Origin of the sequence: Mycobacterium dioxanotrophicus (assembly GCF_002157835.1) — a bacterium.
GTDB lineage: Bacteria > Actinomycetota > Actinomycetes > Mycobacteriales > Mycobacteriaceae > Mycobacterium > Mycobacterium dioxanotrophicus.
Window position 1 is genome coordinate 5,928,235 of sequence record NZ_CP020809.1, and the last position, 24,428, is coordinate 5,952,662.

General features: G+C 64.1%; 24 protein-coding genes. 13 read left to right on the plus strand and 11 right to left on the minus strand.

From position 1 onward, the window contains the following. Positions 1–65: 65 nt before the first annotated feature. Together BTO20_RS28840 and BTO20_RS28845 are read right to left on the minus strand one after the other, a co-directional pair. Positions 66–1,235: a hypothetical protein gene (locus tag BTO20_RS28840; protein ID WP_087079334.1), complete on the minus strand. Its 1,170-nt coding sequence runs from the start codon at positions 1,233–1,235 to the stop codon at positions 66–68. Positions 1,236–1,477: 242 nt separating this feature from the next. Next, the gene (locus BTO20_RS28845; RefSeq protein ID WP_157680343.1) at positions 1,478–2,746 is read right to left on the minus strand and encodes a hypothetical protein; all 1,269 of its coding nucleotides are present in this window, start codon (positions 2,744–2,746) and stop codon (positions 1,478–1,480) included. Between the two features lie 436 nt (positions 2,747–3,182). Here BTO20_RS28845 and BTO20_RS39540 point away from each other — a divergent pair, with 436 nt between their 5' ends. The 4 genes from BTO20_RS39540 to BTO20_RS28860 all read left to right on the plus strand — a co-directional run bounded on the left by BTO20_RS39540 (position 3,183) and on the right by BTO20_RS28860 (position 5,766). Beyond that, entirely contained in the window at positions 3,183–3,473 is a 291-nt protein-coding gene (locus BTO20_RS39540; RefSeq protein WP_157680344.1) for a hypothetical protein, read from the plus strand. Between the two features lie 348 nt (positions 3,474–3,821). Further along, complete coding sequence (locus tag BTO20_RS28850; protein WP_157680345.1) at positions 3,822–4,250, plus strand: hypothetical protein; 429 nt, start codon at positions 3,822–3,824, stop codon at positions 4,248–4,250. A gap of 68 nt (positions 4,251–4,318) precedes the next feature. Continuing rightward, on the plus strand, positions 4,319–5,080 hold the full coding sequence (locus BTO20_RS28855) for an SDR family oxidoreductase (protein WP_087079337.1): 762 nt from the start codon (positions 4,319–4,321) through the stop codon (positions 5,078–5,080). Positions 5,081–5,175: 95 nt separating this feature from the next. After that, positions 5,176–5,766, plus strand: a complete 591-nt coding sequence (locus tag BTO20_RS28860) for a DUF1707 SHOCT-like domain-containing protein (RefSeq protein ID WP_087082834.1) — start codon at positions 5,176–5,178, stop codon at positions 5,764–5,766. 49 nt (positions 5,767–5,815) lie between these two features. On the opposite strand, the gene BTO20_RS28865 is transcribed toward BTO20_RS28860, so the two are convergent. Next, positions 5,816–6,406 (minus strand): hypothetical protein, encoded by a 591-nt coding sequence (locus BTO20_RS28865; RefSeq protein WP_157680346.1) that lies wholly within the window; start codon positions 6,404–6,406, stop codon positions 5,816–5,818. A 603-nt stretch (positions 6,407–7,009) separates the two neighbouring features. Here BTO20_RS28865 and BTO20_RS28870 point away from each other — a divergent pair. From BTO20_RS28870 to BTO20_RS28910, 9 genes are all read left to right on the plus strand, one after another. Then, positions 7,010–7,318: an SDR family NAD(P)-dependent oxidoreductase gene (locus tag BTO20_RS28870; RefSeq protein ID WP_087079339.1), complete on the plus strand. Its 309-nt coding sequence runs from the start codon at positions 7,010–7,012 to the stop codon at positions 7,316–7,318. Positions 7,319–7,522: 204 nt separating this feature from the next. Beyond that, the gene (locus tag BTO20_RS28875; RefSeq protein WP_087079340.1) at positions 7,523–8,281 is read left to right on the plus strand and encodes an SDR family NAD(P)-dependent oxidoreductase; all 759 of its coding nucleotides are present in this window, start codon (positions 7,523–7,525) and stop codon (positions 8,279–8,281) included. Positions 8,282–8,311: 30 nt separating this feature from the next. Beyond that, on the plus strand, positions 8,312–9,931 hold the full coding sequence (locus BTO20_RS28880; protein WP_087079341.1) for a GMC family oxidoreductase: 1,620 nt from the start codon (positions 8,312–8,314) through the stop codon (positions 9,929–9,931). Continuing rightward, on the plus strand, positions 9,928–10,476 hold the full coding sequence (locus BTO20_RS28885; RefSeq protein WP_232490890.1) for a hypothetical protein: 549 nt from the start codon (positions 9,928–9,930) through the stop codon (positions 10,474–10,476). Before BTO20_RS28880 ends, BTO20_RS28885 begins: the two co-directional genes overlap by 4 nt. A gap of 138 nt (positions 10,477–10,614) precedes the next feature. Further along, positions 10,615–11,334: a GntR family transcriptional regulator gene (locus BTO20_RS28890; RefSeq protein WP_087079342.1), complete on the plus strand. Its 720-nt coding sequence runs from the start codon at positions 10,615–10,617 to the stop codon at positions 11,332–11,334. Between the two features lie 298 nt (positions 11,335–11,632). Further along, positions 11,633–13,105, plus strand: coding sequence for an APC family permease (locus tag BTO20_RS28895; RefSeq protein ID WP_087079343.1), 1,473 nt, complete (start codon positions 11,633–11,635; stop codon positions 13,103–13,105). Positions 13,106–13,133: 28 nt separating this feature from the next. Beyond that, a complete protein-coding gene (locus tag BTO20_RS28900; RefSeq protein ID WP_087079344.1) occupies positions 13,134–14,564 on the plus strand; it encodes an aldehyde dehydrogenase family protein in 1,431 nt (476 codons plus the stop codon). After that, positions 14,561–14,818 carry a hypothetical protein gene (locus BTO20_RS28905; RefSeq protein ID WP_087079345.1) on the plus strand — a complete coding sequence of 86 codons (258 nt, stop codon included), beginning with the start codon at positions 14,561–14,563 and terminating at the stop codon, positions 14,816–14,818. Before BTO20_RS28900 ends, BTO20_RS28905 begins: the two co-directional genes overlap by 4 nt. Positions 14,819–14,850: 32 nt before the next feature. Beyond that, complete coding sequence (locus tag BTO20_RS28910; protein WP_087079346.1) at positions 14,851–16,188, plus strand: alpha/beta hydrolase-fold protein; 1,338 nt, start codon at positions 14,851–14,853, stop codon at positions 16,186–16,188. Here BTO20_RS28910 and treS read toward each other — a convergent pair. The 8 genes from treS to BTO20_RS28950 all read right to left on the minus strand — a co-directional run bounded on the left by treS (position 16,160) and on the right by BTO20_RS28950 (position 24,366). Beyond that, entirely contained in the window at positions 16,160–18,430 is a 2,271-nt protein-coding gene (treS, locus tag BTO20_RS28915) for a maltose alpha-D-glucosyltransferase (protein ID WP_087079347.1), read from the minus strand. The two genes, BTO20_RS28910 and treS, sit on opposite strands and share 29 nt — an antisense overlap. Positions 18,431–18,556: 126 nt before the next feature. Beyond that, positions 18,557–19,585, minus strand: coding sequence for a proline racemase family protein (locus BTO20_RS28920; protein WP_087079348.1), 1,029 nt, complete (start codon positions 19,583–19,585; stop codon positions 18,557–18,559). Between the two features lie 83 nt (positions 19,586–19,668). After that, entirely contained in the window at positions 19,669–20,562 is an 894-nt protein-coding gene (locus BTO20_RS28925; protein ID WP_087082836.1) for a dihydrodipicolinate synthase family protein, read from the minus strand. Positions 20,563–20,696: 134 nt separating this feature from the next. Continuing rightward, on the minus strand, positions 20,697–21,500 hold the full coding sequence (locus BTO20_RS28930) for an amino acid ABC transporter ATP-binding protein (RefSeq protein WP_087079349.1): 804 nt from the start codon (positions 21,498–21,500) through the stop codon (positions 20,697–20,699). Next, positions 21,497–22,201 (minus strand): amino acid ABC transporter permease, encoded by a 705-nt coding sequence (locus BTO20_RS28935; RefSeq protein WP_087079350.1) that lies wholly within the window; start codon positions 22,199–22,201, stop codon positions 21,497–21,499. Before BTO20_RS28935 ends, BTO20_RS28930 begins: the two co-directional genes overlap by 4 nt. A gap of 1 nt (position 22,202) precedes the next feature. Next, entirely contained in the window at positions 22,203–23,045 is an 843-nt protein-coding gene (locus BTO20_RS28940) for a substrate-binding periplasmic protein (RefSeq protein ID WP_157680347.1), read from the minus strand. Positions 23,046–23,132: 87 nt separating this feature from the next. Next, positions 23,133–23,879, minus strand: coding sequence for an alpha/beta hydrolase (locus tag BTO20_RS28945; protein WP_087079352.1), 747 nt, complete (start codon positions 23,877–23,879; stop codon positions 23,133–23,135). Between the two features lies 1 nt (position 23,880). After that, positions 23,881–24,366 (minus strand): RbsD/FucU domain-containing protein, encoded by a 486-nt coding sequence (locus tag BTO20_RS28950; RefSeq protein WP_087079353.1) that lies wholly within the window; start codon positions 24,364–24,366, stop codon positions 23,881–23,883. Positions 24,367–24,428 lie beyond the last annotated feature (62 nt).

Here is a 24,428-nt window from a genome sequence, read left to right on the forward strand (position 1 = left end):
TCACGACCAAGACAAATCGGGCGGGCTCCGCGAGCCCGCCCGATTTGCGTGAGGTGTGTTGTCGACTAACCGCCGATGCTTGAGCTGCTGCTGTCGCCACCGCCAAGGGCACCCTTGATGCCGCTGACGACCTTGTCCCAGCCGCGAATACCGTTGTCGGCGCTGCCACCGCCGCCGGTACCGAACAAGATGGGCGAGCCGTTATTGGGCTTGAAGACACCCGAATACGAGCCATTCGACGGCTTGCCGGTCGGCAGCGAGCTCTTGTCGTTCGAGGTCGGGAGGCTCGGCGCATCCGGGGTGACCGGGGCCTGCTCGGGGGCGTCCTGCTTGCCGCTGTTGAACGACGGTGGTGTGACGTTGGAGAGCGCCGTCGTTATCGGGTTCGAGATCTTCGGCGTTTTGACTTCAGGCGCCTGAGTGTCGACGGTCTTGCTCAACACGGTCGGCGTGAGGGTTTGCGGTGCTTCCTGTTTGGTCGTGTTTTGCGTGGCCGCGAGAGGCGTGGGCGTAGGAGTGATCGCCGCCAAAGCGCTGAAGGCGTCTATTCCACCAAGCCCGGTCTTCGTAATGTCACCGGTGGTCAGGAAGCTCTGCCAGTTCGGGATCGCGCTGAATGCATCGATACCCGCCAGCGTCGTCACGTCGCCGCCCGATTGAATGAACTGCTGGTAGGTATAGAGACCACTGAGTGCCGCATAACCGGGATGCGCCGTTGGGTTGTCGGGATCAGGAACAAACGCCTTCAACCCCTCGCTTGGGACTTGCGAGAAGGCGACTAACGCGTTGACCGACGACAGGTCGCCAAGATTCGATGTGTCCCCGTTGGCCAATTGCTGGTAAATCGGAATGGCATTGAATGCATCCTGGCTGGTGAAATCCCCCGAGAGAAGATTAGGAAGCGCGCTGAATGCATCAATTCCTCCCAAACTCGAGATGTCCCCAGTGGTGAAAAAGCTCTGGTAACTCGCCAATGCACTAAGAGCCGCATAGCCACCAGTGCCGTCGGGTGCCGGAACGAAGGCACTGAGGTCACCGGTCGATAGGAATGTCTGCCATGCCGGGATTCCATCCAGCCAAGCGAGATCGGTGAGCGCCGCGAGCCGCACGTTGCCGTTAACGGCCTTTGCGAAGTTGTCAGCTTGGATCTCGGCGCCCGGCAGCGCCGCCGCGCCAGCAATGCAAGCCGCGCACACCAGTGCGGTTGCTGCGCTCGAAACCTTCGACAACACCATCGACGTCCACCCTTCTCAGATGTGGATGGCGACCGCAGTGTTTTGTTTGCTGACGCCTCGGGTTTGGCCCCTCCACACGTTGGCAGCAAGGTACCCCAAAAGAGCCCAGGTCGCACCACGTAATGGACGCCAACGTCAGGAGTGCTTGCGAGGGAAAATATCTCTCCCGCTCACAAACCTGATGCCGGATCGAGAGCTAGCCGCCGGTGCGCCGTGTGGCGCCCTCGGCTAGCTCGGGCGATCTACTCTCCGCCGCTGCTGCTGTCGCTGTCGCCCGAGCCGCTGCTGTCCTTGGGCATCCCAAGCGCGCCGCGAATCCCGTTGGCCACCTTGTCCCAACCGCGGATGCCGTTATCGGCGCCGCCACCCTTGCCGGTGCCAAACAGAACGACAGGATTGTTGGGCTTGAAGACGCCGGAGTATGAACCATTGGACTGCTTTCCGGAGGCTCCGGAACTCTTGTCCGTGGCCGCCGGAACGGACGAGGCCTCGGGCGCAGCCGGCGCTGCCGGCGCTACCGCGGGGATTCCGGCCTCCGACGCTTGAGAGGACGCCGGCGTAACGCTCGACAATGCCGCCACCGGGTTGCTCAGCTTTGGCGCCGTGGCCGTTCCACTCGGCTCAGCCCCGTCAGATTCGGACACGGTGAGTTTCTTGCTCACGCTGTTCGGAGTTTCGGCTGCGTCGTTCAATTCCGTAATTGCCACTGGCTCAGGTTCATTGGGTTCAAGCGCAGCTTTGAACACCGGGATGGCGCTGAAAGCGTCGATGCCACCGAGCCCTTCGGATGAAATATCGCCCGACGAGAGGAAGCTCTTCCAGTTCGGGATGGCGCTGAAGGCGTCAATGTTTGCCAATTGACTTACATCACCGCTCTGAGCGAACTGCTGGTACCAGTACAGCCCACTTAGTGCGGCATAACCAGCTTGGGCAGGGTTGTCGTCTGTCGCTTCCTCCTCCGATACAGGAACAAACGCGTGCAGGCCCTGATCCGGGAAATTCTGGAATGATGTGACTCCGTCAAAAACGGATACACCGCTGAAGTCACCGCCGAGCGCGTTCGCATACCCCGGGATCCCGTTGACTGCGGCGGAATACGTGAGGATGGCGTCCGGTCCGCTCAAGTAGATCGGAATCGCATCAAACGCGGCGATTCCGCTCAACCCGTCATACCCCAGATCACCACCGAGAAGATTCTGGTAATTCCAGAGTGCGCTGAGAGCGGCGTAGCCCGGCCAGTCGTCAGTAGGAACGAACGCGTACAGCGGGTCTCCGCCTCCGCCAGTGGCGAAGCTCAGCAACGGGGCGATTCCGTTCACCGAATCGAGCTGAAGCGTCGCGTTCAAGATGTCCGTGAGCACATCCTCAAGAGCCGTGAACTGAACATCACCGCTCACAGTCTTGGCGAGGTGGGCCGCCTGCATCTCGGCACCCGGCACTGCCGCCGCAGCCGCGATGCATGCCGCGCATGCGATCGACGCCGCGGCGGCAGGAATCTTGGTCCACGCCATCGTCTGTGTTCCTCTCTCGGATGCTTTGCGCTTACCTGTGAGCCAGCTGTGCCCTACTTGGCAGAACGCTGTCGCACTGTTGCGTAGGAAAGTACCTTAAAGTCCGCTGAGATGCGCGGCGTATCTCCAGCTCAGTGGACACAATTCGCCAGATACCGCGAAGCGTCGATCGACACCACCAGCCCGGGGAACACGCCCGACTTGGGACGATTGACGCAATAGCAAATATTTCGTCTAACGCGGTCGACGGCCAGCACTTCCGACCGGTATCGCACCAGGCCGTCGCGAATTCGGCGCAGAAAGCCCATCTGACCAGCTTCGATAGCTCATTGCTTAGGCAAAGACAGTCAGATTCACGACGATTTCACAGCTGGTGTCCAGCGACTTCACGCCGTACATTTAGGACTGCACACAGCAAACACCACAAGGAGCCGACATGATTCTTCGACGCACCGCCGTCGGCGCCGCACTCATCGCGGCTTCCCTGGCGCTCGCGGCACCGGCAATGGCCGACCAGACTGATCCAACGTCATCAGTCGGTTGCTCACCATGCGCCAGGGGCGCGACATCGTCAGCCACTACGCCCACCCCAATCTGGAACCAGATCTGGCCAGGTGGCGACGCAAAGGGCCCATGGGAAAACGCATTTGCGGCCGACATCTGGGGCAATGGCGTGCAGGCCATCAACGGCGGCGCCTGGGAAAAGGTCTTCGGCGAAGCTCCCTGACCAACTCGATCCAAACAACACCCTCGTGGGAGGCACCCTCTTGCGAGGGTGTTGTCGTATTGGCGGCCGCCAGCGTGAGCGACTTTCCAGCCAGCTAACCGTGTGAACCATCGCACAGTGGAAGCGTCGGACAACCGAGGCCTTTCCTGGGAAAACGCGGACCCGCCCGCTCATCGCCCGGATAACGGAGCGACCTCGTACGACGGCCGACATCCGCTCCAAACCGCACACCCTGCAGTAGCTGAGACAGGGACTTAAGCTGCCCGTGCATGACGCTGGTGAAAAATAGTCAGCAAACAATTGCACCTGGCGCCGGGGGTCTCGCGCGCAAAGACCAAAGGACTCGAGATGCTTCTTCGTCGCACCGTGATCGGCGCCGCCCTGATCGCGACACCGCTCGCCTTCGCCGCGCCGGCGCTGGCCGAACCCAGCACCACGGTCAGCTGCTCCAACCCGTGCAAGCCGCCGACAGCCGGCAAGACCACCACGGTCTCGGCCAGTGCCGCGCCCAGTACGTCGGGCTCTTCGAGTTCGACGAGCGCACCGCAAGCGCCATGGGAGGCGTTGACCGCGAACGGCCCGTGGGAGACCGTGACCGCCAACGCTCCCTGGGAGAAGGTCTTCGGCGGCAGCAGCGGCAAGGGCCCCTGGGAGCAGGCCACCTCGAACGGCCCGTGGGAGAAGATCTGGCCGGGCAAAGACGCCAAGGGACCGTGGGAAAACGCCGTGGAGAAGCTCACCGGCGGGATCGCGAAGGCACTCTCGCCGTTCGGCTGATCCGCCGGCACCACGCCGCCGCAGGATCGGGGGTGTGGTTTTTTCGGAGTCGCACCTAGCCTGGGGGCATGCCTCGGTGCGTATTGGTCACCGGCGCCACCGGAACGCTCGGACACCACGTGGTGCCGGAAGTGACGGCTGCCGGGCACCCCGTACGGGCGCTGAGCCGCCGTGAGCGCGTCGGTTATACCGGTGTGCACTGGTGCCAAGGCGATCTGACCAGAGGCGCGGGCCTGGACGCGGCGCTCGACGGGGTCGACGTCGTCATCCACTGCGCGACGCAGCCCACCGGCAGCAAGGACGTCACCGCCACCGAGAACCTGCTCGCCGCGGCGAGCCGAGCGGGCGTCGAGCACATCGTCTACATCTCGATCGTCGGCATCGACCGCATCCCGCTGCCGTACTACAAGGCCAAGCTGCGGGCCGAAGAGGCGCTGGCGGCATCGCGCATCGGACACACCGTGCTGCGCGCCACGCAGTTTCACGAACTGATCGAGAAGATCTTCGCCGTCCAGCGGTTCTCACCGGTGCTGTGGGCCCTTCGGGGCGTGCGGTTTCAGCCGATCGACACGCGAGACGTCGCCGTCAGATTGGCCGAGTTGGTCGATGTGCCCCCGGCCGGACGGGTACCCGACATCGGCGGCCCGGCAGTGCACGACCACAACGAACTCGGTCGGATGTACCTTGCGGCGCGCGGCAGCAGGCGGCACGTGTTCAGTCTCACGCTCGGCGGTCGTGTTGTCGCGGGTTACAAAACGGGGGCCAATCTGGTGCCCGAAAACGCGGTCGGCACCACAACTTTTCAGGATTACCTCAGCTCAGCCGGATAAAAATTCGGCAGACTGGCCGTTTCGCTGGTGCGATCGAAGCCACAGTTTGGCCAACCGTCTTGCATGTGCAGGCGTTCGTCGTAGGCTCGTCTCTGATGAGCACTTCAGCGCCGCAGAGCCGGTCGACGCGAGCTGCCGACACCGATCGGATTCAGGTGGCGCAGCTGCTCACTGAGGCCGCGGCCGCGGGCCGCCTGCCGATGACGGAATACGAGGACCGGTTGGCCAAGGCTTATTCGGCGCAAACGTATGCCGATTTGGCTCGGTTGAGCAACGATCTGCCCGGTGCCATTCCATGTAACAAGGGTGGCCCCTGCCATCCCGCGCCGTCGACGCTGTTGCTGGCCATCATGAGCGGATTCGAACGTCGGGGCCGCTGGAATGTGCCGATGAAGCTCACGACATTTACTCTTTTCGGCGGCGGCGTGGTCGATATGCGCTACGCAGATTTCACCGCTCCGGAAGTGGAAATCCGGTCCTATTCGATTTGCGGTGGGCAGACCATTCTGGTGCCGCCGGAAGTGAACGTGGAAGTCGGTGGCCACGCCGTCATGGGCAGCTTCGACCATTCGGTTCCCGGCGAGGGCTCCCCCGGAGCGCCGCGGGTACGTATCCGTGGATTCTCGTTATGGGGAAGCGTCGGGATCAAACGCAAGAAGCGACGCAACCAGATCGAAGAGTACTGACGAAAACGGGCGGGCCGATTGGCCCGCCCGCTGTTGTATTCGGTGGGGATCAGTGGTTGCACGTGGCGGCGGCCACGCAAGTAAGCGCTTTGTTCGCGTTGGAGGGCTTGGCGCTCGTGGCACTGAGGGTGTTGGCCCCGGCGACCGCCTTGGGAAGGGTGCCCGGCAGGTCGCTCTCGTCGGGGAGGATCTTGTTGCCGACGGACAACTCCGCCCACTTCTGCGTCTGGTCGTAGTAGTACTTACCGGCGTTGACGTTCAGCTCACCCTGGATGGCGCCGTTGGTGCCGGTGGCGAGAGGAGCCGGATTCGGGTTGCTGGCCGTGCGGGTGCTGGTGTCGACGCCGCCGGCCGGTGTGCCGAAGTTGATGTGGTAGCCCTCGCCCAGCGGGCTGTCGTCGAGCGTCTTGTTGATACCCGGCGTCTGGTTGAAGACCTTGTCACCGACGGCCTGTGCGACGCGCACACCGGGAGCAGGGTTTCCGAATGCGGGACGCTTGACGGCGTCAGCCGACGGATCGGTGGATGCCGACGCGATGCTTGCAGGCACGACGGCCACCAGCGCGCCACCGGCCAGCACACCAGCCACCATTGTGCGCGTGCGCACCGATCTTTCAGAAGCCTTGCGATGTTTTGCCATGCCCGTACCCCTTCGTCATTTCGGCATTGCGCCGCAGCTCGATTCAGGTCCCCGCGACGTGCTGTGGCGCTGAGACGGAGCGAAATGTAAGGCACTTTGACAGGGCGCGCCAAGGGAAAACCCATGTTGTTCACCGGTTGTTCGGTCGGCGATAAGAACAATGACAAACACGTTAATTTTCGACGGCGTGAGATGCGTTCGGCGCGTTCCCCGCGCGAGTGTGGGCGGCGTCACGGAGATTATTTGCTGGACGCCACACCGCAAATCAACTACCGCGGCATGCATCCACTTCCCAGCCGACGCCTATCAAGAACCCAGACAAGGCTCCTAGGCTGAATTTCAAAGATCAACATTCGACCTCAGATCTGTTGTCGGACAAGATGTTGCGTCGCGCGTGAGGTGTTGTCCGCCGCAAGACCCGATGAATGGCCCGCCCCCCGAGGGCCGAACGTGCGGTGCTCGGCCCGCCCCGCCGAGCACCGCACGTCTACAACCGGGCCAATCCCCTTCTCCCGCAATTCAAGTGCACATCACATCGGTTTCTCATCAGCCGCCAAGGTGGCGACGGTTGGCTGGAAACATCCGAACGCGAAGGAGATAACGATGTCGGCACAGCCCCGCAACAGCGAAGTCGTCTTGGTACTCGACGCAGACACCGAACGCGGCCGCAGCACCGCGCACCAGCTGCTGCAGGCGGGTTGCCGCGTCGCCGTCAGCGCCCGCCACGCGGCGCCCCTGACGCGGATTATGCACGGCTACAGCGCATCTCAAGTCATCGCGATCGCCGCCGACGCTTCAGATGCGGCGCAGCTCGAACATCTCATCTCCCGGGTCGAACGCCGATTCGGCCACGCCGTCGACCGGATCGTGACCACCGATGGCGTCGCGCACCGACTGGCACTGGCCTCCTGATCCCGGCGCCCGCCGTCATCGGGCCCGGCGGCTCACCGCCACCGGGCCGCCTCGCCCCTCGTGTTCGATCCGCTCCACGCAAACTCATGCTTGACGCCCGTGCACTGTCCACGGCACACTTCTATTGACCAATTGTCGACAAATGCACAATTTGGACGATTCGCCGGAGGAGACCTCCGGCCACGGACAGGAAGAGAGCACCCGATGGGCACACTGTTGTCAGGGAAGACCGTCATCGTCACCGGCGCCGCACGCGGCATTGGCCTGGCGACGGCCCGCCACCTGTACGAAGAGGGCGCTCAGGTGGTCGCCACCGTCCGTTCGCCGGAGCACCTGCCCCAACTCAAAGTCGACGACGACCGCCTCGTCGGCCGGGTTGTCGACGTGACCGACGAGCAACAGGTCAAAGACCTCATCGCGTTCACCGTCGACACGTTCGGAAAGCTCGACGGCATCGTCAACAACGCGGGCATCCTGATCCCGGGCACCATCCTCGACGCCTCGGTCGAGGACTTCCAGAAGACCTTCGATGTCAACGTCAAAGGTGTCTTCCTCGGCTCCAAGTACGCGATACCGGAGCTGCTCAAGGCCGGCGGCGGCTCGATCGTGAACTTCGGGTCGATCAATTCCATTGGCGCCGAGAAGCTGCTGACCACCTACACGGCCAGCAAGGGGGCCGTGCTGACGCTGACCAAGGCGATTGCGCTGGACTTCGGCGCCCAGGGCATCCGTGCCAACACCGTGTGCCCCGGCTTCGTCGACACCCCGCTCAACGTGCCGCACTACGAGGCGCTCGGCGGCCGGGAAGCACTCGAGGCCGGACTTCCCGATTTCCAGCCGATCGGACGGGCGATCGAGCCCATCGAGATCGCCCACTCGGTAGCGTTCCTTCTGTCCGATCACTCCACCGCCATCACCGGAACCGCATTCGTCGTCGACGGCGGCGTGCTCGCGGGCGCATAGGTCACGTCGCACAGGAAGTGAGGCCAGCCAATGACATTCGATAACAAGCCCGTCGACGTGCTGGTGATCGGCGCGGGCCCGTCAGGTGCGGTGGTCACCCACACGGCCGCCGCTGCGGGATTGAGCGTCGTCTGCCTCGAACAGGGCGACTGGGTCAACCCGAGTGACTTTCCCGCCAACTTCCCGGAGTGGGAGTTGCTCATCCAACATAATTGGGCGCACGATCCCAACGTCCGCGGTCTGCCGTCGGACTATCCGGTCGACGTCACCGATTCGGACATGTGGCCGGTCATGTTCAACGGCGTCGGCGGCAGCTCCATCTATTACGGTGCCGAATGGCCCAGGCTGCTGCCGTCGGACTTCCGTGTGAAAACCCTTGACGGCGTTGCCGATGACTGGCCGATCAGCTACCACGACCTCAAGCCCTATCACGACGAGGTCGATGAGTTCATCGGCGTCTCGGGTGTCGGCGGCGACACCGCCTATCCCGACGGCCTGGACTATCCCCTGCCGCCGCACCCGTTGGGAAAACCCGGCATGAAGGCGGCTGCCGCAGCCAACGCGCTCGGCTGGCATTGGTGGCCCGGCACCAACGCGATCCCGAGCCAGAAGAACAAGACCCTCGAACAGTGCGCCCGCTGGGGCGTCTGCGAGTGGGGCTGTCCGCAGGGAGCGAAAGCCTCGTTCGACCTCATCTACATGCCGCAGGCGCAGCAGGCCGGCGCCGAGGTCGTCACCGGAGCGCGGGTGTCCAAGGTCGTCACCGACGAGAACGGGCTGGCGACCGGCGCCGAGTACATCGACCGGGACGGCACCGTGAGGTTCCAGCCGGCGCGTTCGGTAGTGCTGTGCGCCAACGGCATTGGCACCCCACGGTTGCTGTTGCTGTCGGCGGATGACCGTCATCCCGAGGGCCTGGCCAATTCGTCGGGCCTGGTCGGCAAGAACCTCATGCTGCATCCGAACTGCACCGCGCTGGGCTACTACGAGGAGGATCTCGAAAGCTGGCGCGGCCCGGCCGGTCAGCTGATCCACTCCATGCAGTTCTATGAGACCGACATGTCACGCGGGTTTGTCCGCGGCGCCAAGTTGCATGCCCTGCCGACCCCCGGCCCGCTCAATGCGATCGAAGCCCACCGCGAACTCGATTTCGACGAGCTGTGGGGTCCGGCCATCCACGACATGGCCCGCGCGGCCCGCAACGGCATCCTGTGGGCGGCCAACACCGAAGACCTTCCCGAGGAACACAACCGCGTGACGCTGTCGCCGAGCCTGGTGGATTCCGACGGACTGCCCGCGCCGAAGGTCGAGTACCGGGTCAGCGAGAACACCCGCAAGCTGCTCAAGTTCACGGTCGAGCAGATGGTCAAGGCCCATGAGGCCGCCGGTGCCAAACGGGTTATCACCCAAGAACTCTGGGTTGACCAACCGGGCCACCTACTGGGCACCGCCCGCATGGGCGACGACCCCAGGACCTCCGTCGTCGACTCGTACGGCAAGTGCCACGATGTCGACAATCTCTACATCGCCGACGGGAGCATCTTCGTCACGTCGGGATCGGCCAACCCCACCTGCACCATCACTGCCCTGGCGCTGCGGGTGGGCAAGAAGGTCGTGGAACAGACGAACGCCAGAAAGGCCATGGCATGACCCTGCAGTCCGATCAGAGGCGCCTGTCGGTTCCGCCACGGGCGACCAAGCCACCGCGTCCCCTCACCGACCCCGAGCTCACCACCCTGCTGCGCATCGCCGACACCCTGATCCCCGAATCCGGCCCCAACCCCAAAGCGAGTGCGGCCGAACAATTTCAGCCTTATCTGCACCTTGCCCTGGCCGCGCGTGCCGACGTATTCGATGCCGTCCTGACGGCCGTGCACGCCCTGGCCGACGTGCCGGACAGCGAGCTGCGTGGCGCCTTGAAGAAGATGTGGTCCGAGGACAAATTCACCTTCGACCCGCTGTCGTCGGTGATCGCCGGCGCCTACTTCATGACTCCACAGGTCAAGAAACTCATCGGCTATCCCGGGCAACATCGCGATCCGGCCGGCCTGGAGGACGCCGCCAACGAGCTGGAGACCGGCATCCTCGATCCGGTCATCGAGCGCGGGCCGATCTACTTTCGGCCGCCGGAGAGTGAGCGGCCGTGGGCCTTGTCTCCTGGGGCGCCGGCTGCTTCGACGGCTCGCCGACGGTGACATCCCGCTGATCACCGACGACGCCTGGCTGCCCAACCCCATCGACGACATCTGGCCGCAATTGCCGTACAACGTGGACAGCAGAGCGTGAAGGACTACTGTCGACAATTGGGCAACATGGTTGGGAGGAGTTACCTGATGGCTGCAGTCCCGCAAGACGGCGCGCTGTCGACGCTGAGTGAGGCAGGCCGCGACGCGGTGTCGCTGGGGCGGATCACGCAACGCACGACTCCGAGTTCGGTCGCCCAGGTGCTCCGTACCGCGATCCTCGACGGAACCCTCAAACCCGGCAGCCAGCTCCGCGAAACCCACCTTGCCACCGACCTGGGCGTCAGCCGGGCACCCCTGCGGGAAGCGTTGGGCTTGCTCGCCGAAGAAGGGCTCGTCGACAAGATCCCCTATCGCGGCGCGTTCGTCGCCGAGGTCAGCGCCGACGGGATGGCCGAGATCGCCAGTCTCCGCAAGCGTCTCGAACCGTATGCCATCGAGTTGGCGCTGCCGAGTCTGCGTGGCAGCGCACGGGTGAAGGTGACCCGCGCGCTCGAGGACATGGAGATCGGCGCGGACAACAACGACCCCGCGGCGACCATCGACGCGCACATGAGTTTCCACCGCGGATTCTACGAATTGTCCGGCCACAAGCTGCTTTTGGAATTGTGGCGGAGCTGGGAAGCCCAACTGCAACTGTTCTTCTCGGCCGATCACCAGGCGTTCGCCGATCTGCACGACATGGTCGCCGAACACAAACGACTGCTCAAGATCATCGACTCCGGTGATCTCGAGGCGATCACCGCCGAAATCGACCGGCACGTGCACGGCGGCCGGCCCCAAGCCGAAGCGGCCGCCAGGGATGCGTGAAGCGTCGGCGCTCTGAGCCGACCAGCCGGCTTCAGCTGATCGTGCCGAAACGCCTGCGGCACAAGCTGATCGACCCCCGCCGCGGTGGCGCGTGCCGCTGCCGGTCCACCACAGGTCGCGCCCGATCCTCAGCCGACCGCGACCTGCGACACATCACGGGAACCTAGCCAGAAATAGTGATTGCGGTCACCTTCTCCGACGTGTAGATTGTCGACAGTAGTACAAAAAAAGGATCGTGCGACAGCCGTCATCCGTTCCGCCGCCACATCCCCCGCTTATTGAAAACATTGAGGTCACCATGGCGATTACCCCCGAGGAGTCTGGCGTGTTCCACCGTCGACCTCCGTCCACTCCGGCAGTCGACGCCGACGCCGCCTACCTGGAGAAGCTCGGCTACAAGCAGGAGCTCAACCGCAGCCTGGGACTGTTCTCGGCGTTCGGCGTGCAGTTCACCTCGATCGCCATCGCCTCGGGCATCTTCACCACCCTGGTCGTCGGCATCGGCTTCTTCGGGCCCGCCGCCTTCTGGTCGTTCCTCGTCGGCGGCGCATTGCAGGTCTTCACCGTCGGGCTCGCCGTGGCCATGCTGGTGTCGTCCTACCCGCTGGCCGGCGGCGTGTACCAGATCACCGGGCGCATCACCGGCAAACCGTGGCTGGCCTGGCAGACCGGCTGGTGGCTGCTGATCGCGCACACCGTCGCCGTCACCGCCTGCTCGGTGAGCATCGCCCCGTTCATCGCAGGCTGGTTCGGTGTGACGTTCGAGAATGCGGTCGACGCGCTGCCCTGGACGTTGGGGCTGATCGTGCTGGCCACGATCATCAACATCGCCGGCGTCAAAGTTGCTGCGCTGCTGAACAATATCGGTGTCGTCGCCGAGTGCATATGCGTATTCGGCCTCATCGGCGTACTGGTGTTCTTCAAGCACCCGACCCAGCCGTTGGCCTTCCTCACCGATTCCGGCGGCACCGCCACCGGCGGCCACTGGTTCGTCCCGTTCCTCTTCGCGATGATCCTGCCCGCCTATGCCATTTCGTCCTTCGACGCGACCGGAAACGCCTCCGAAGAGACCAAGAACGCCGCGTTGAAAGCACCGCTGGCATCCGTACTGGCCAACGTGTCGTCCTACGTCGTCGGCGTCGTCATGGTGGGCATGCTGATGCTGGCCATCCAGGACCTGCCCGCCATCATGGGCAGTGCCCTGCCGGTCAAAGACATCCTCGACACCGCAGTCGGCTCAGCCTTCGCGAACGTCTTCGAGGCGGTGGCGATCGTCGCCCTGTTCGCCGCGGTGGTCATGTTGCAGCTCACCGGTATTCGCGTGCTGTGGTCGCAAGCCCGCGACGGCCAGATTCCCGCGGCGTCGTGGATGCGCAAGGTCAGCAAGCAACGCATCCCCATCAACGCGACGCTGACCATCTTCGCACTGTCGGTCGTCTTCGCCCTGTGGTCCTCGCTGCTGTCGGTGCTGACCGCCATGACTGCGCTGGCGTGGGGCCTGGCCTACGGCGTCGTCGTCACCGTCGGCCTCTACGCCCTGCTCAAGAAGAAGCTACCCAAACACCCTTGGCATTACGGCAAATTGAGCCCGGTGATCTTTGTCCTCGCGATCGCATGGTCGGCCGTCCTGTGCACCCTGCTGGTCTACTCCGATCCGATCCACGTCGGACTGGGCATGGTGATGGTGATCGGGGCCGGCGCAGTGATCTATCTGACCATCCCGAAGAGCCGCCGCGGCAAGTCCATCGATACGCAAACCGGCCACCTCTGATCCGCACAGAACCGAAAGGCACGCTGCCATGACCATCTCCGTCGCGAACCTCATTGACGGCAAGACACTTCCCGGCTCCTCCGACCAGACCCGCCAGGTGCTCAATCCGTCGACCGGTGAGGTCATCGCCGAGATGACCGAGTCCACCGTCGACGACGCCGACCGCGCCGTCGCCGCGGCCCGCGCAGCGTTTCCCGCCTGGGCGGCACGCACTCCGGGCGCCCGATCCGAACTGCTGCATCAACTGGTCCAGATCCTCGAGGACAACATCGACGAATTGGCCCGGCTTGAGACGATCGACGCTGGCAAACCGACCACGGCGGCACGGGGCGTGGAACTACCCGGCATCGCCGGCGCCCTGCGCCACTTCGCCGGTGCCGCACGGGTTCTCACCGGCCAAGCTGCCAGCGAGTTCGTCGAGAACAACACCACTTACACCCGCCGCGAACCGCTCGGTGTCGTGCTGGGCATCACGCCGTGGAATTTCCCGCTGTGGCAGGCGGTGTGGAAGCTCGGGCCCGCGCTGGCGGCGGGCAACACCGTGGTCATCAAACCGGCCGAACTGACGCCGTTGGCCACCATTCGCTTCGCTGAACTGGCCCAGGAGGTGCTTCCACCCGGCGTGCTCAACATCGTCCATGGATCGGGAGGCGTGATCGGCGATGCGCTTGTGCGCCATCCTGACGTGAGCCTGGTGTCGTTCACCGGTTCGACCGCGGCGGGCCGCAAGATCGCCGCCGCAGCAGGCGGCACCCCCAAGCGACTCGTGCTCGAACTGGGCGGCAACGCACCGGTGATCATCTACGACGACGTCGATCTGGAGGTCGCGCTGCCCATCCTGACCAACGGCGTCCTCTTCAACGCCGGCCAGGAATGCATGTCGGCGACCCGGATGCTGGTCAGCGAGAAGATCCACGACACCTTCGTCGCAGCACTGGCTGATCAACTTCAGGCCGTCGCCGTCGGGGACGCCTCAGACCCGAACACAGTTCTCGGACCGCTCATCTCGCAGATCCAGCGCGATCGGGTGGTGGGGCTGGTGGACGGCCGTTCCGCCGGCGCCGAGCTCGTCACCGGTGGCCACGCCCTCGACCGGCCGGGCTTCTTCTTCGAGCCCACCCTGATCACCGGCGTCGGCCAAGACGACGATCTGGTGCAGCAGGAGATCTTCGGACCGGTTGCCACCGTGCAGACGTTCACCGACGAAGCCGATGCGATCGCCAAGGCCAACGCTGTCGAACAAGGGCTCGCCGCCTCGGTGTGGACCCGCGATATCGGCCGAGCATTGCGCAATGTCAACGCAATTGAAGCCGGCGTGGTGTGGGTCAACAACCACATGGCCGTCGGCCCGGAAGGTCCGCTCGGCGGGTTCAAGGGTTCGGGCTACGGCAAAGAAGGCGGCACCGCGGGACTGGAGGAATTCACCCGCACCAAGCAGGTCATCCTGAGCCTGTCATGACCGAGGAGGACGGCACCGCCACGACCGATCCGGAGGTGCGGGTACGCCAATACGTGCGGCGTCTGGACCTGCGAGACCCCCACCGCTACACCCCGTGGGCCCAGATCGCGATGACGGTGCCGTCCGCCTCGGGCATCTGCTGGCTTGTCTGTTTCATCGACGGCGAAGTCGACGTGTGGCGCGTCGACGACGAAACGGCCGACTACCAATTCCATTCCACCGATTCCCCAGAAACGGGCGCACAATCGAAGTAGAGCCTGTTTCAACGCGAGGGGAGTGAGACGAAATGGTCAGAACACACACGGTGGTAGCGGGAGAAACGCTGTGGGCATTGGCGTTGCGCTACTACGGCGAAGCCGAGCTCTACCGACTGGTCGCCACCGCCAGCGGCATCAACGACCCCAATGTCATCAATGTCGGACAACAGCTCATCTTTCCCGACTTCACCCGATACACCGCCGCCGCGGGAGACACCTTGTCGGACTTGGCGGTGCGCTTCTACGGCGACGCGGACCTGGCCCACTTGATCGCGGCGTCCAGCGGCATCGCCGACAACGCAGCCCTGGTCGCGGGCCAGCAGCTGATCATCCCGAACGTCACGAAATACCGCGTGGTCGCCGGGGATACGTTGTCGGCACTGGCGTTGCGCTTCTACGGTGACGCCAACTACTTCCCCGTGATCGCCACCGTCAACGGCATCGCCAACCCCAACGCCCTGTCGGTCGGGCAGTCGCTGGTCATCTTCGCCGGCCGCAGCGACGGCTTCGGACTTCGCATCGTCGACCGCAACGAGAGCGACCCGCGGCTGTGGTACTACCGCTTCCAGACCGACGCGATCGGCTGGAACCCGGGCGTCAATGTCCTACTGCCCGACGACTATCAGACCAGCGGGCGCACCTATCCCGTGCTGTACATGTTCCACGGCGGCAACGACGATTTCCGTTCGTTCGACTTCATGGGCATCCGCGACTGGACCGCGGGAAAGCCGATCATCGTGGTGATGCCCGACGGCGGGCATGCGGGCTGGTACTCCAACCCGGTCACCTCATTCGTCGGCCCACGCAACTGGGAGACCTTCCACATCGCCCAGTTGCTGCCCTGGATCGAAGCGAACTTCCGCGCGTATGCCGAATACGACGGACGCGCAGTGGGCGGATTCTCGATGGGTGGCTTCGGCGCCCTGAAGTATGCCGCCAAGTACTACGGCCATTTCGCATCGGTGAGCGCCCATTCCGGGCCGGCGAGCCTGCGTCGCGACTTCGGACTCGTCGTGCACTGGGCCAACATCACGTCGGCCGTCCTGGATCTGGCCGGCGGAACGGTCTACGGCGCGCCCCTGTGGGACCAGGCCAGGGTCAGCGCCGACAACCCGGTCGAGCGCATCGAGAGTTACCGCAACAAGCGGATCTTCCTGGTGGCGGGCACCAGCCCGGACCCGATCAACTGGTTCGACAGCGCCAACGAGACCGAGGTGCTCGCCGGGCAGCGCGAGTTCCGCGGATTGCTCGACGCCGCAGGCATTCCCCAAGACTGGCATGAGGTTCCCGGCGGCCACGTGTTCCGGCCCGAGATGTTTGCCATCGACATCGACGGCATCATTTCCCGGCTTCGCCCCGCGGCGTAGGCAATCCGTCCACCAGCAGCGACATGCCATGGTGGGCGGGCATTTCGATGGCGAAGCTGTGCAGGTCGTCGACCGTGGCCAAGGGCTTGCCGGTGAACATGTCCGACACCGACGCGCCAGGTGGCAGCGCTTCCGAGCGCACGGTGCCCGCGATCTCCTCGTTGGCGAAGTTGAGCACCGTGAGCTGATGGTCACCGCTCGCGAGTTCGTGGACGAGCACCAGCATGCCGCGATGGGAGACCTCGGGGATGTCGACCTGACGGCTGGTGGCGATCTCGTAATGCTTGCGCACCCGCAGAATGGCCTGCAGCTGCCGCAGGAAACTGGTCTCGTCGGCCAGCTGCTCCGGGATTGACCCGTAAAGGCTTCTTCCCCTTGGCATCCCGGCGATCGACCGGGTCGCCGTCGGGTTGTGCCCCATCAGGTCGTGTGCGGCACGGTGAATCCACCGCGTGTCGCCGCCGTGCAGCAGCTCCTCGACGTCGGTGCGCGGCAGCGTCAGCATCCCGCACATGTCCCAGCCCGACAGCGCGAACACGCCTGGTTGCAACGCATTGAACATCGCCAGCAGTAGGTGCGCCCGCCGGATCCGGTCCAGGGACACCCCGTCGCTTCGCTCGCCCCCGGCGTCCTCGATGTCGTCGAGATCGGTAACGCCCAGCGTCGCGGCGATGACGGTCGCCGTGGTGCAGGCGATGCCGTTGGTGGTGAAAACCAGGTTGTACGGGGCGTTCTCACCGGTGAGCTTCTCGGTGAGATCGCCACGCACGATATCGCCTAGGGCTTCCCCGGTGACCTCCTCGCCCCGAAAGGTGTAGACGTCGTCGCGGTGACCCGTCGACCAGTGGACGAGTTCGTAGGTCAGCTCGTCGTGGTTCTGCAACGCATGCACCAACGATGCCGGCTCCACACCGAGTTCGAGGGTGGTACGCAGCGTCAACCGCAGGAACTCGGTGTCGGCGGTAGCCAACGCGTGCTGGTAGGCCGGGCGGTTGATGAAGTCGTAGGACAGGTCAGCACCGGCCTCCCCGATCTCCCGGATGTCGTCGATGGTCAGGTTCAGCTCCTGGAAGGTGAACCCACCGACCTTGCGGACCATGCTGGCGATCAGGTGGTTGGCCGCCTCCGACAGCGGGTGTCCCTCCGACCAGGCGGTGCTGTCCTCGGCCGCGGTCTTCTCCGCGCCCAGAAAGCCATTGGCGTCCAAGCGAAGTCCCCCGGTGCCCAGATCTGCCAGCGAATGCAGCGCATCGCCGATCACCAGCCGCATACCCGCGAACGACGGGTCCAGCCAGTTGATGGACGGCTGCCCGTCCTTGAAGTAGTGCAGATAAACCCAGCGCCGCTCGACGCCGTCGATGCCCATCACCGGGCGGGTAACGCTCCAGTTGGTCTCTTTGACGCCCTCGGCGTAGAAGATCACCCGCTGCAGCCGCCCGATGATGTAGCCGGCCTTGTCGAGCCAGTCCTCGGTGACGGTGTCGATGTTGACCGAATCGTGCCCGGCCGGGACCTCGGGCAGGTGGTCCCAGTCCAGCGGATCGACCTCGACCATGTGGTAGATGCCGGGATAGTCGGCGTACTTCATCTCGGCCAACCGGAAATCCGCGCCCTTGCCGGTGTGCCCGGGCACGATGTCGTCGATGATGGTGCCGCCGTACCAATTGGCCGTGCCGCACATCTGCCGGAACTCTTCCTCGGTCCCGAAGGCTGGGTCGATCTGAGTGCTGATCCGGTCGAAGTGCCCGTCGACACTGGGCGTCAACTGCCAACCCGAGATGCCGCCCGCCCGTTTGACCGGGCCCGTGTGGATCGCGTCGACGCCGATCTCGGCGAACGCCTTCCACATGTCCTCGTCGGCCATGGCCTTGAGAAACGACTCCCCCGGCCGGGTGATCAGCGAAAGCGGATACGCAGTGAACCACACCGCCGCGGTGTCCACGGCACCCCTGGGACTGGGCGTGGCATAGGGGTTCTGCCACATCGAGCCCTGGCCCGAGAACTGCTGGCTGATCTCGTTGGCATCGGCCAGCATCGACTGACTCAGCAGCCAGGACACATACGCCGGGTTGTCCCCGGTGGCGGGCCCGTCCTGCGCCACCGACCGACGGACGAACGGCGATTTGACCCGGGGGCGAAACCGCAACGCCCGAGGCCGCGCGGGGTGCAAATGTTCGTCGAAAGTGATTTCGGTCGGCTCGTTGGTCTGGTCGTCGGGTTCCGGCTCTGCCACCTCAGACATGCATCCCCTCTCCGGACTTGGACGGGTCGTGGCTTCCAGCCTAAGCATCCCGCGCCGAATTCGACGAAAATGCCGCTGAGCGCGCCTCGACACGACACTCTCGTCGATTCGGGGCAGGTCGCGCGGTCACACCGGCCAGGTGTCGGAGAGCTTGTAGCCCGTGGGGAAAGGATCGGCCGGGTCGAGCCCGACCTGACTGATCTCGGTGATGTAGGCCTGGCCGCTGATCCGCGGGATGACGGCGTCATAGGGCCCGACAGTGCTCATGCGGTCGATGCGGGCGCCGAACTTCGAGCCGATCACCGACTCGTGGATGAACGGCTCGCCGACATTGATCAGACCCTGGGCCTTGAGCACCGCGAGTCGGGCCGAGGTCCCGGTGCCGCATGGTGAGCGGTCGAGGCGTCCGGGCGAGACGACGACGGCGTTGCGCGACGTGAGCGCTCCGTCGGCACGGCCGAGCGGGCCGACGAACTCCGTCTGGGTGATGCCCGCGAACTCGGGGTTCTCCGGATGGGTCACCGGGATCTGTTCAGCAGCAGCGGTTTTCACGCGCTGGCCGAGGTCGCACAGATCGCTGGCCTCGTCGGGGGTCAACTGCAGGCCCAGCTCCTGCGCCGAGGCCAGCACATACGCCATGCCGCCCCAGGCCACATCGACGGTCAGGGTCGGATAGCCCTCCAGCTCCAGCGGCGCGGCCAATCGATAGGCGAACGCGGGCTGGTTCTCGAACTCGACGCTGGTCACCTTGCCGTCCTGACAGGTGCAGCGGATGCGGATGAGCCCGGCGGGCGCCTCGAGGACGACGTCGGTGACCGGTTCGGTCATGCGGATCATCCCGGTTTCCAGCAGTGCGGTGGTGACGCAGATGGTGTTGGAGCCCGACATCGCCGGATACTCTGTGGATTCGGCGATCACATAGCCCAGCTGAGCTTCTGGATCCGTCGCCGGCACAACGTAATTGACGCAATGCGTGACGGCGCCGCGGGGTTCGTGCAGCAGCAGCTGGCGCAGGTCGTCATCGTGATCGCGGAAGAATTTCATCTTCTCGAACACCGTGGCGCCAGGCACGTCGCCGATACCGCCGGTGACGACGTTGTTGATCTCACCGCCGACATGGCACTTCACCACATTGACCATCCGACTCCAGCGCATGCGTCCTCCTCGGCTCGGCGCGCTCGCGTCGCCAGGGCCGCGGTTGCAGCCACGACCCTGGCGACGCCTCCCGAAACAGAACGTTAGGCGTAGTTGAGTCCGGTCTCGGCGACCAGCTTGCGCAATTCGTCGAGCTTTTCGGGCTCGAGCTCGCCGTAGGGTGCGCGGGGACTGCCCAGATCGATACCAACGGCCTGTGCGACCGCCTTGGTCGACACGGCGTAGCCTTCTTTACCCAGGAAGTCGAACACGTTCCACAGCCGCTTGAAGACCGCCAAGGCCTCGGCAGTCTTGCCTTCCTTGGCCAGTTCGAAGATGGCGACACATTCCTTCGGCGCGAAATTCGGTGCGCCCCAAATAGACCCGGCGGCGCCGGCAGAGAACGCCGGCAGCACGATGGTGTCCCAGCCGACGAAGGTGTCGATGGCATCGCCGAGATTGAAGATCAGGTCGAACGCCTGCTCGATGGACCCCGAGGTGTCCTTGATGTACTTCACCGCGTCGGTGCGCTCCAGCAGCTCGCGATAGAACGGCCGGTCCAGGTTCATGCCGGTGACGCCCGGCAGGTTGTACGCGATCACCGGGATGCCTGCCGATTCACCGACGGTGGCGAAGTACTCGATGACCTCGCGACGGGTCGGCGCTTCATAGAACGGCTGCACCAGCAACACCGCGTCGGCCCCGGCGGCGGCCGCGTGCTTGGACAACTCGATCGCATCGGCGGTCCGCGTCGAACCCGTCTGCGGCGCAACAGGAACCCGGCCCGCGGCCTGCTCGATGACGACCTCGTTGACCCGCTTGCGCTCGTCGAGCGTCAGCGCCGCGAACTCACCGGTGCTGCCGCCGGGCACCAGGCCGTGCAGACCGTTGTCGATCAGGAAGTCGACATGGGACCGCAGCCGGCTCTCGTCGACCTCACCATCGGCACCGAACGGGGTGGATACCGCGGCAAGGATGCCGCCGAGCTTCTTGGTCATTGTGTGTCCTTCGTATTGGGAACGGTCTTCGTGACCGTGAATCGTCCGAGCGAACCGCTCGTGATCAGCATAGCGAGATTGCTGATTGTCGACAAGTGCACAATCAACTTCGTTTTTCAGAAGGCGGTCACTCATCAGAACCGGACCGCATCGACAAACTTGCGTAGTTCTTCATTCTCAGTTTGCGAGAAACCCGTTGCAGGAGAGCCGGCGAAGGCGATTCGGCCCGCGTCAAAGAACATCAAGCGGTCTGCGGCCTTCGCCGCAAAGGCCATGTCATGCGTAACCAGCGCGATGCTGATCCCCTCGTCGCGCTTCAGTCGGCTCAGGACGCCGAGCACTTCCGCCGCCACGGGCGGATCGAGCGCCGAGGTGATCTCGTCACACAACAGGAGCCTCGGCCGCATCATGAGTGCACGAGCAATTGCGACGCGCTGTCGCTGCCCACCAGACAATTGGTGCGGTTTGGCCGAAATGAAGCCGCTCATGCCGACCTCGTCGAGCGCTTGCTCGGCCTGAGCGCGTAACTTCTTCTTCCCCCACTTGTGCACAATCCGCGGGGCGAATGTCAGGTTGGTCAACACGTTCATGTGCGGCCAGAGCGTGTAGGACTGGAAGATCATTCCGATCGTGGACTGGGCTTGGCTCCACTGCTCGGTGTATTCGCCATCCTCGAGCACCCGCTGGCCGTCGAAATCCATTGTCCCGGAATCAGCCTCGGTGAGACCGGCGACAACCCGCAGTAGCGTGCTCTTACCGGACCCGCTTCGGCCGATTACCACGGTGATCTCGCTCCTGTGAAAGTCAAGGCTCACATCGTCGAGAACCCTTGCCGCACCGAATTCTTTACAGACATTACGAACTCTCACAAGCGGGTCATCGTGTCCGGCGCGGACATCTCGTACAGAGTCGGCCGTCGCACTTGTCGAAATGTTCATGCCGCCACCGCCTGTTTTGTCCGCTTGGACGCTGATTCGTTAAGACGTTGCTGGCCACGTCTTTCCAGATAGCTCACCAGTAGGGAGAGCGGAAATGCGACCACGAAGTACACCAGGGCTGCCCCAGTCAAAATCTCCAGTGATCGGTACGTCTGCGCGGCGGCAGTGTTGGCGGCGAACATCAAATCGACGACACCGATGACCGAAACCAAGGCCGTGTCCTTGAATCCGTTGATTGCAATCGACAGCAACGCAGGCAACTGCTGGCGCAAGGTCTGCGGAACGATGATCGATGCGACCTGGTGGTACCGGTCGACTTGAAGTACCTTGGCCGCCTCCAACTGTTCGGCAGGAACCGACTGAAAGCCGGCCCGATACACCTCTGCTACTTGCGCAGTCAGATTGGCGCTGATTGCGATGACAGCAGCCGTAAAGCCAGAGAGGCTGATGTCCAACAGGATCGGCAGTGCATAGAACATCCAGAACAATTGGATCAACACAGGCGTGCACCGGAAGAGCTCAATGTAGCCCTGGGCGATCCATCTGATGAGATCGAACTCGGCCATGCGCGCCAGCGCGACGGGCACCGCGGCCACCGCACTGATGATGATGACAAGCAGGGTGATGGCCAGGCTTGTTTTCAGCCCTGTGAGCAGATTTGGGAGAACCTCCCACACAATGCCCCAGTCAGTCTTCCCCACGTCACGCGCCCATCTTCAGCGGGCCGAGGTTGGCGACACTGATGTAGCCGACCTTTTCGAACGCGCGATCGCGCTCACCAGAAGCGATTGACTCCCGAATCGCAACGTTGAGCATCTGCAGCGAGTGCACGTCGATTTCTTCGCTCACACCGTATGAGACCGGCGCCATCCACATCGGCGTCTCTGGCACCACGATGGCGAGACCGGAATCGGACCGAACCTGCCCCAGCGCAGTGCCGTAATCCGTGAACTGCCCGGGCGCCCTGCCTGCTTTGACGGCTTGGATGGCATTTGTCCACGAGTCGACGCTGAGCGTCGCGAATCCGGCGGCTTTTGCCGCTGCCTCATGCGCCGAACCTTGCGAAGAGGCCACCGGCTGACCGGTTTTCATGATGTCCGCGGTGCTCGTGAGGCCACTGTCACGCCTGACCACCCAAACTCCGTTGTCCTCGTAGTACGGGTCGGTGTACATGATTGTCAGCGACCTCTCGCCGGTGATATCCAAGCCCGCGGCCATGTCGTATTTGTTGGCCTTGAGGCCCGCCACGATGGTGTTCCAGGACGCCGGAACCGGGGTGAACTTGACCCCCAGATTCTTGGCAAAGGCTTCGAGCGGCAGGAGCACCGGACCGGTCCAGGTGCCATTCCGCTCTTCGAGCATGGGTGCGAAAGCTGCTACTCCTACGCGGAGTTCGCCTCGGTTCTTAACCTCTTCAGCCCAACTGCCTTGCGAGGCGGCTCCTGCTGTCCCGCCAGCACTCAGTTTGCCGCCGAGAAGTCCCGCCACGACGGCGACTACCACCAAGGCCAGGATTCCCAGGGATTGCTTCGTCGACTTCTTCACAAATCGCTCCTTTGGTGAAGTCACAACTCCATTGTTGTATTGTCGACTGTATACATGTGGTGTGGACCACTTCAAGGCTTTCGCGATCTATCCGCGCCAACCCAGACACGCCTCAGCAACCAACGCCGCGACCCGGCGGTGCGCGACATCGTTCGGGATGTCGTGATGGCCGCCGCGGATCGGCACCGCCCGCCCGCGTCGAAGTTCGGCGGCAAATTCGGCGGCCTTGCGCGGTGGCGCGAAGACGTCGTGCTCGCCGTTGATCAACAGGACCGGGATGTCGAGCGCCCCCAGTTCTCGCCGCACGTCATATCCGGCGGTTTCCAGCGCGCGCCAGAGATTCGGCTCGGACTGCGCCGTGTCGAATCCCAGCGGGTCGTTTTCCAGTGCGTCCAGGTAAGCCTCGTCGGCGGACATGACGAGGTCGTGTTCGCCACGTTCCGGCAGACCCCACAGCGGCGCACCCGTCATCACCAGACCGACTGCAGCCGACGGCTTTTCGAGAACCAGCAGCGCACCGGTCACCGCGCCGAGGGAATGCCCGACGATCACCACCGGCAGTCGGCGGGCCGCCATCACACCGAGCAGCACCGCGGCGTTCGACGCCAGGTCACCGACCGATGCGAACATCCCGGCCGGTCCCCCGGTATGGCCGTGACCGATGTGGTCGGTGCCCCAGACGTCGAGTCCCACGGCATTGAGCTGGCCGGCGAGACGGTGATAGTGCCCCGTGTGCTCGCCGAAACCGTGCAGCAGCAGGACCTGGGCCCTGGGCGCCTCGGCATCCCAGTGTCGGTAGTAGAACCGGCCGCGTTCGCCCTCGAGAAACGGCATGTCACGCCTCGCCGAGCTCGGCGAACCAGGTCGAGGAGGTCAGCCACGCCAAAGGGATCGGCGGGCTCGGGTAACCCGCCACCAGCACCACATTGCCGTGCACCGCATAGTCGCCGGTCTGAATGAAGACCTTCGCCCGGTCACGCAGTCGGTAAAAGTTTGGGAGATAACGTAATTCATGCACGCTGGCGTCGCCCACAAGGTCCGAGACTCTTCGGCGTCCCGACGGGTTGACCGTCGCCATCTCCTCGGTGACGATCGCCGCCTCGAAGTCGCCGACCTCCCACAGCACCGAGACGAGATCGGCGACGGTGGGCAGACCGGGCGCGATGCCCACGTCGATCACCTCGACCGCTCCCGACAGCGGTACCAGACTGGCCGGCGACGTGCCGCTGCCCGCATCGGCGACGACGACCATCTCGCCGTGCCGAAGCTGACTCACCACGGCGGCCAAGCGTTCGTGCAGAAGCCGGACTTTCGTTGCCATCGACTCTCCCCTTCTCGGTGATGGGTTGTGAGGTGGAGCACTCTGCGCTATTTTGTCGACAG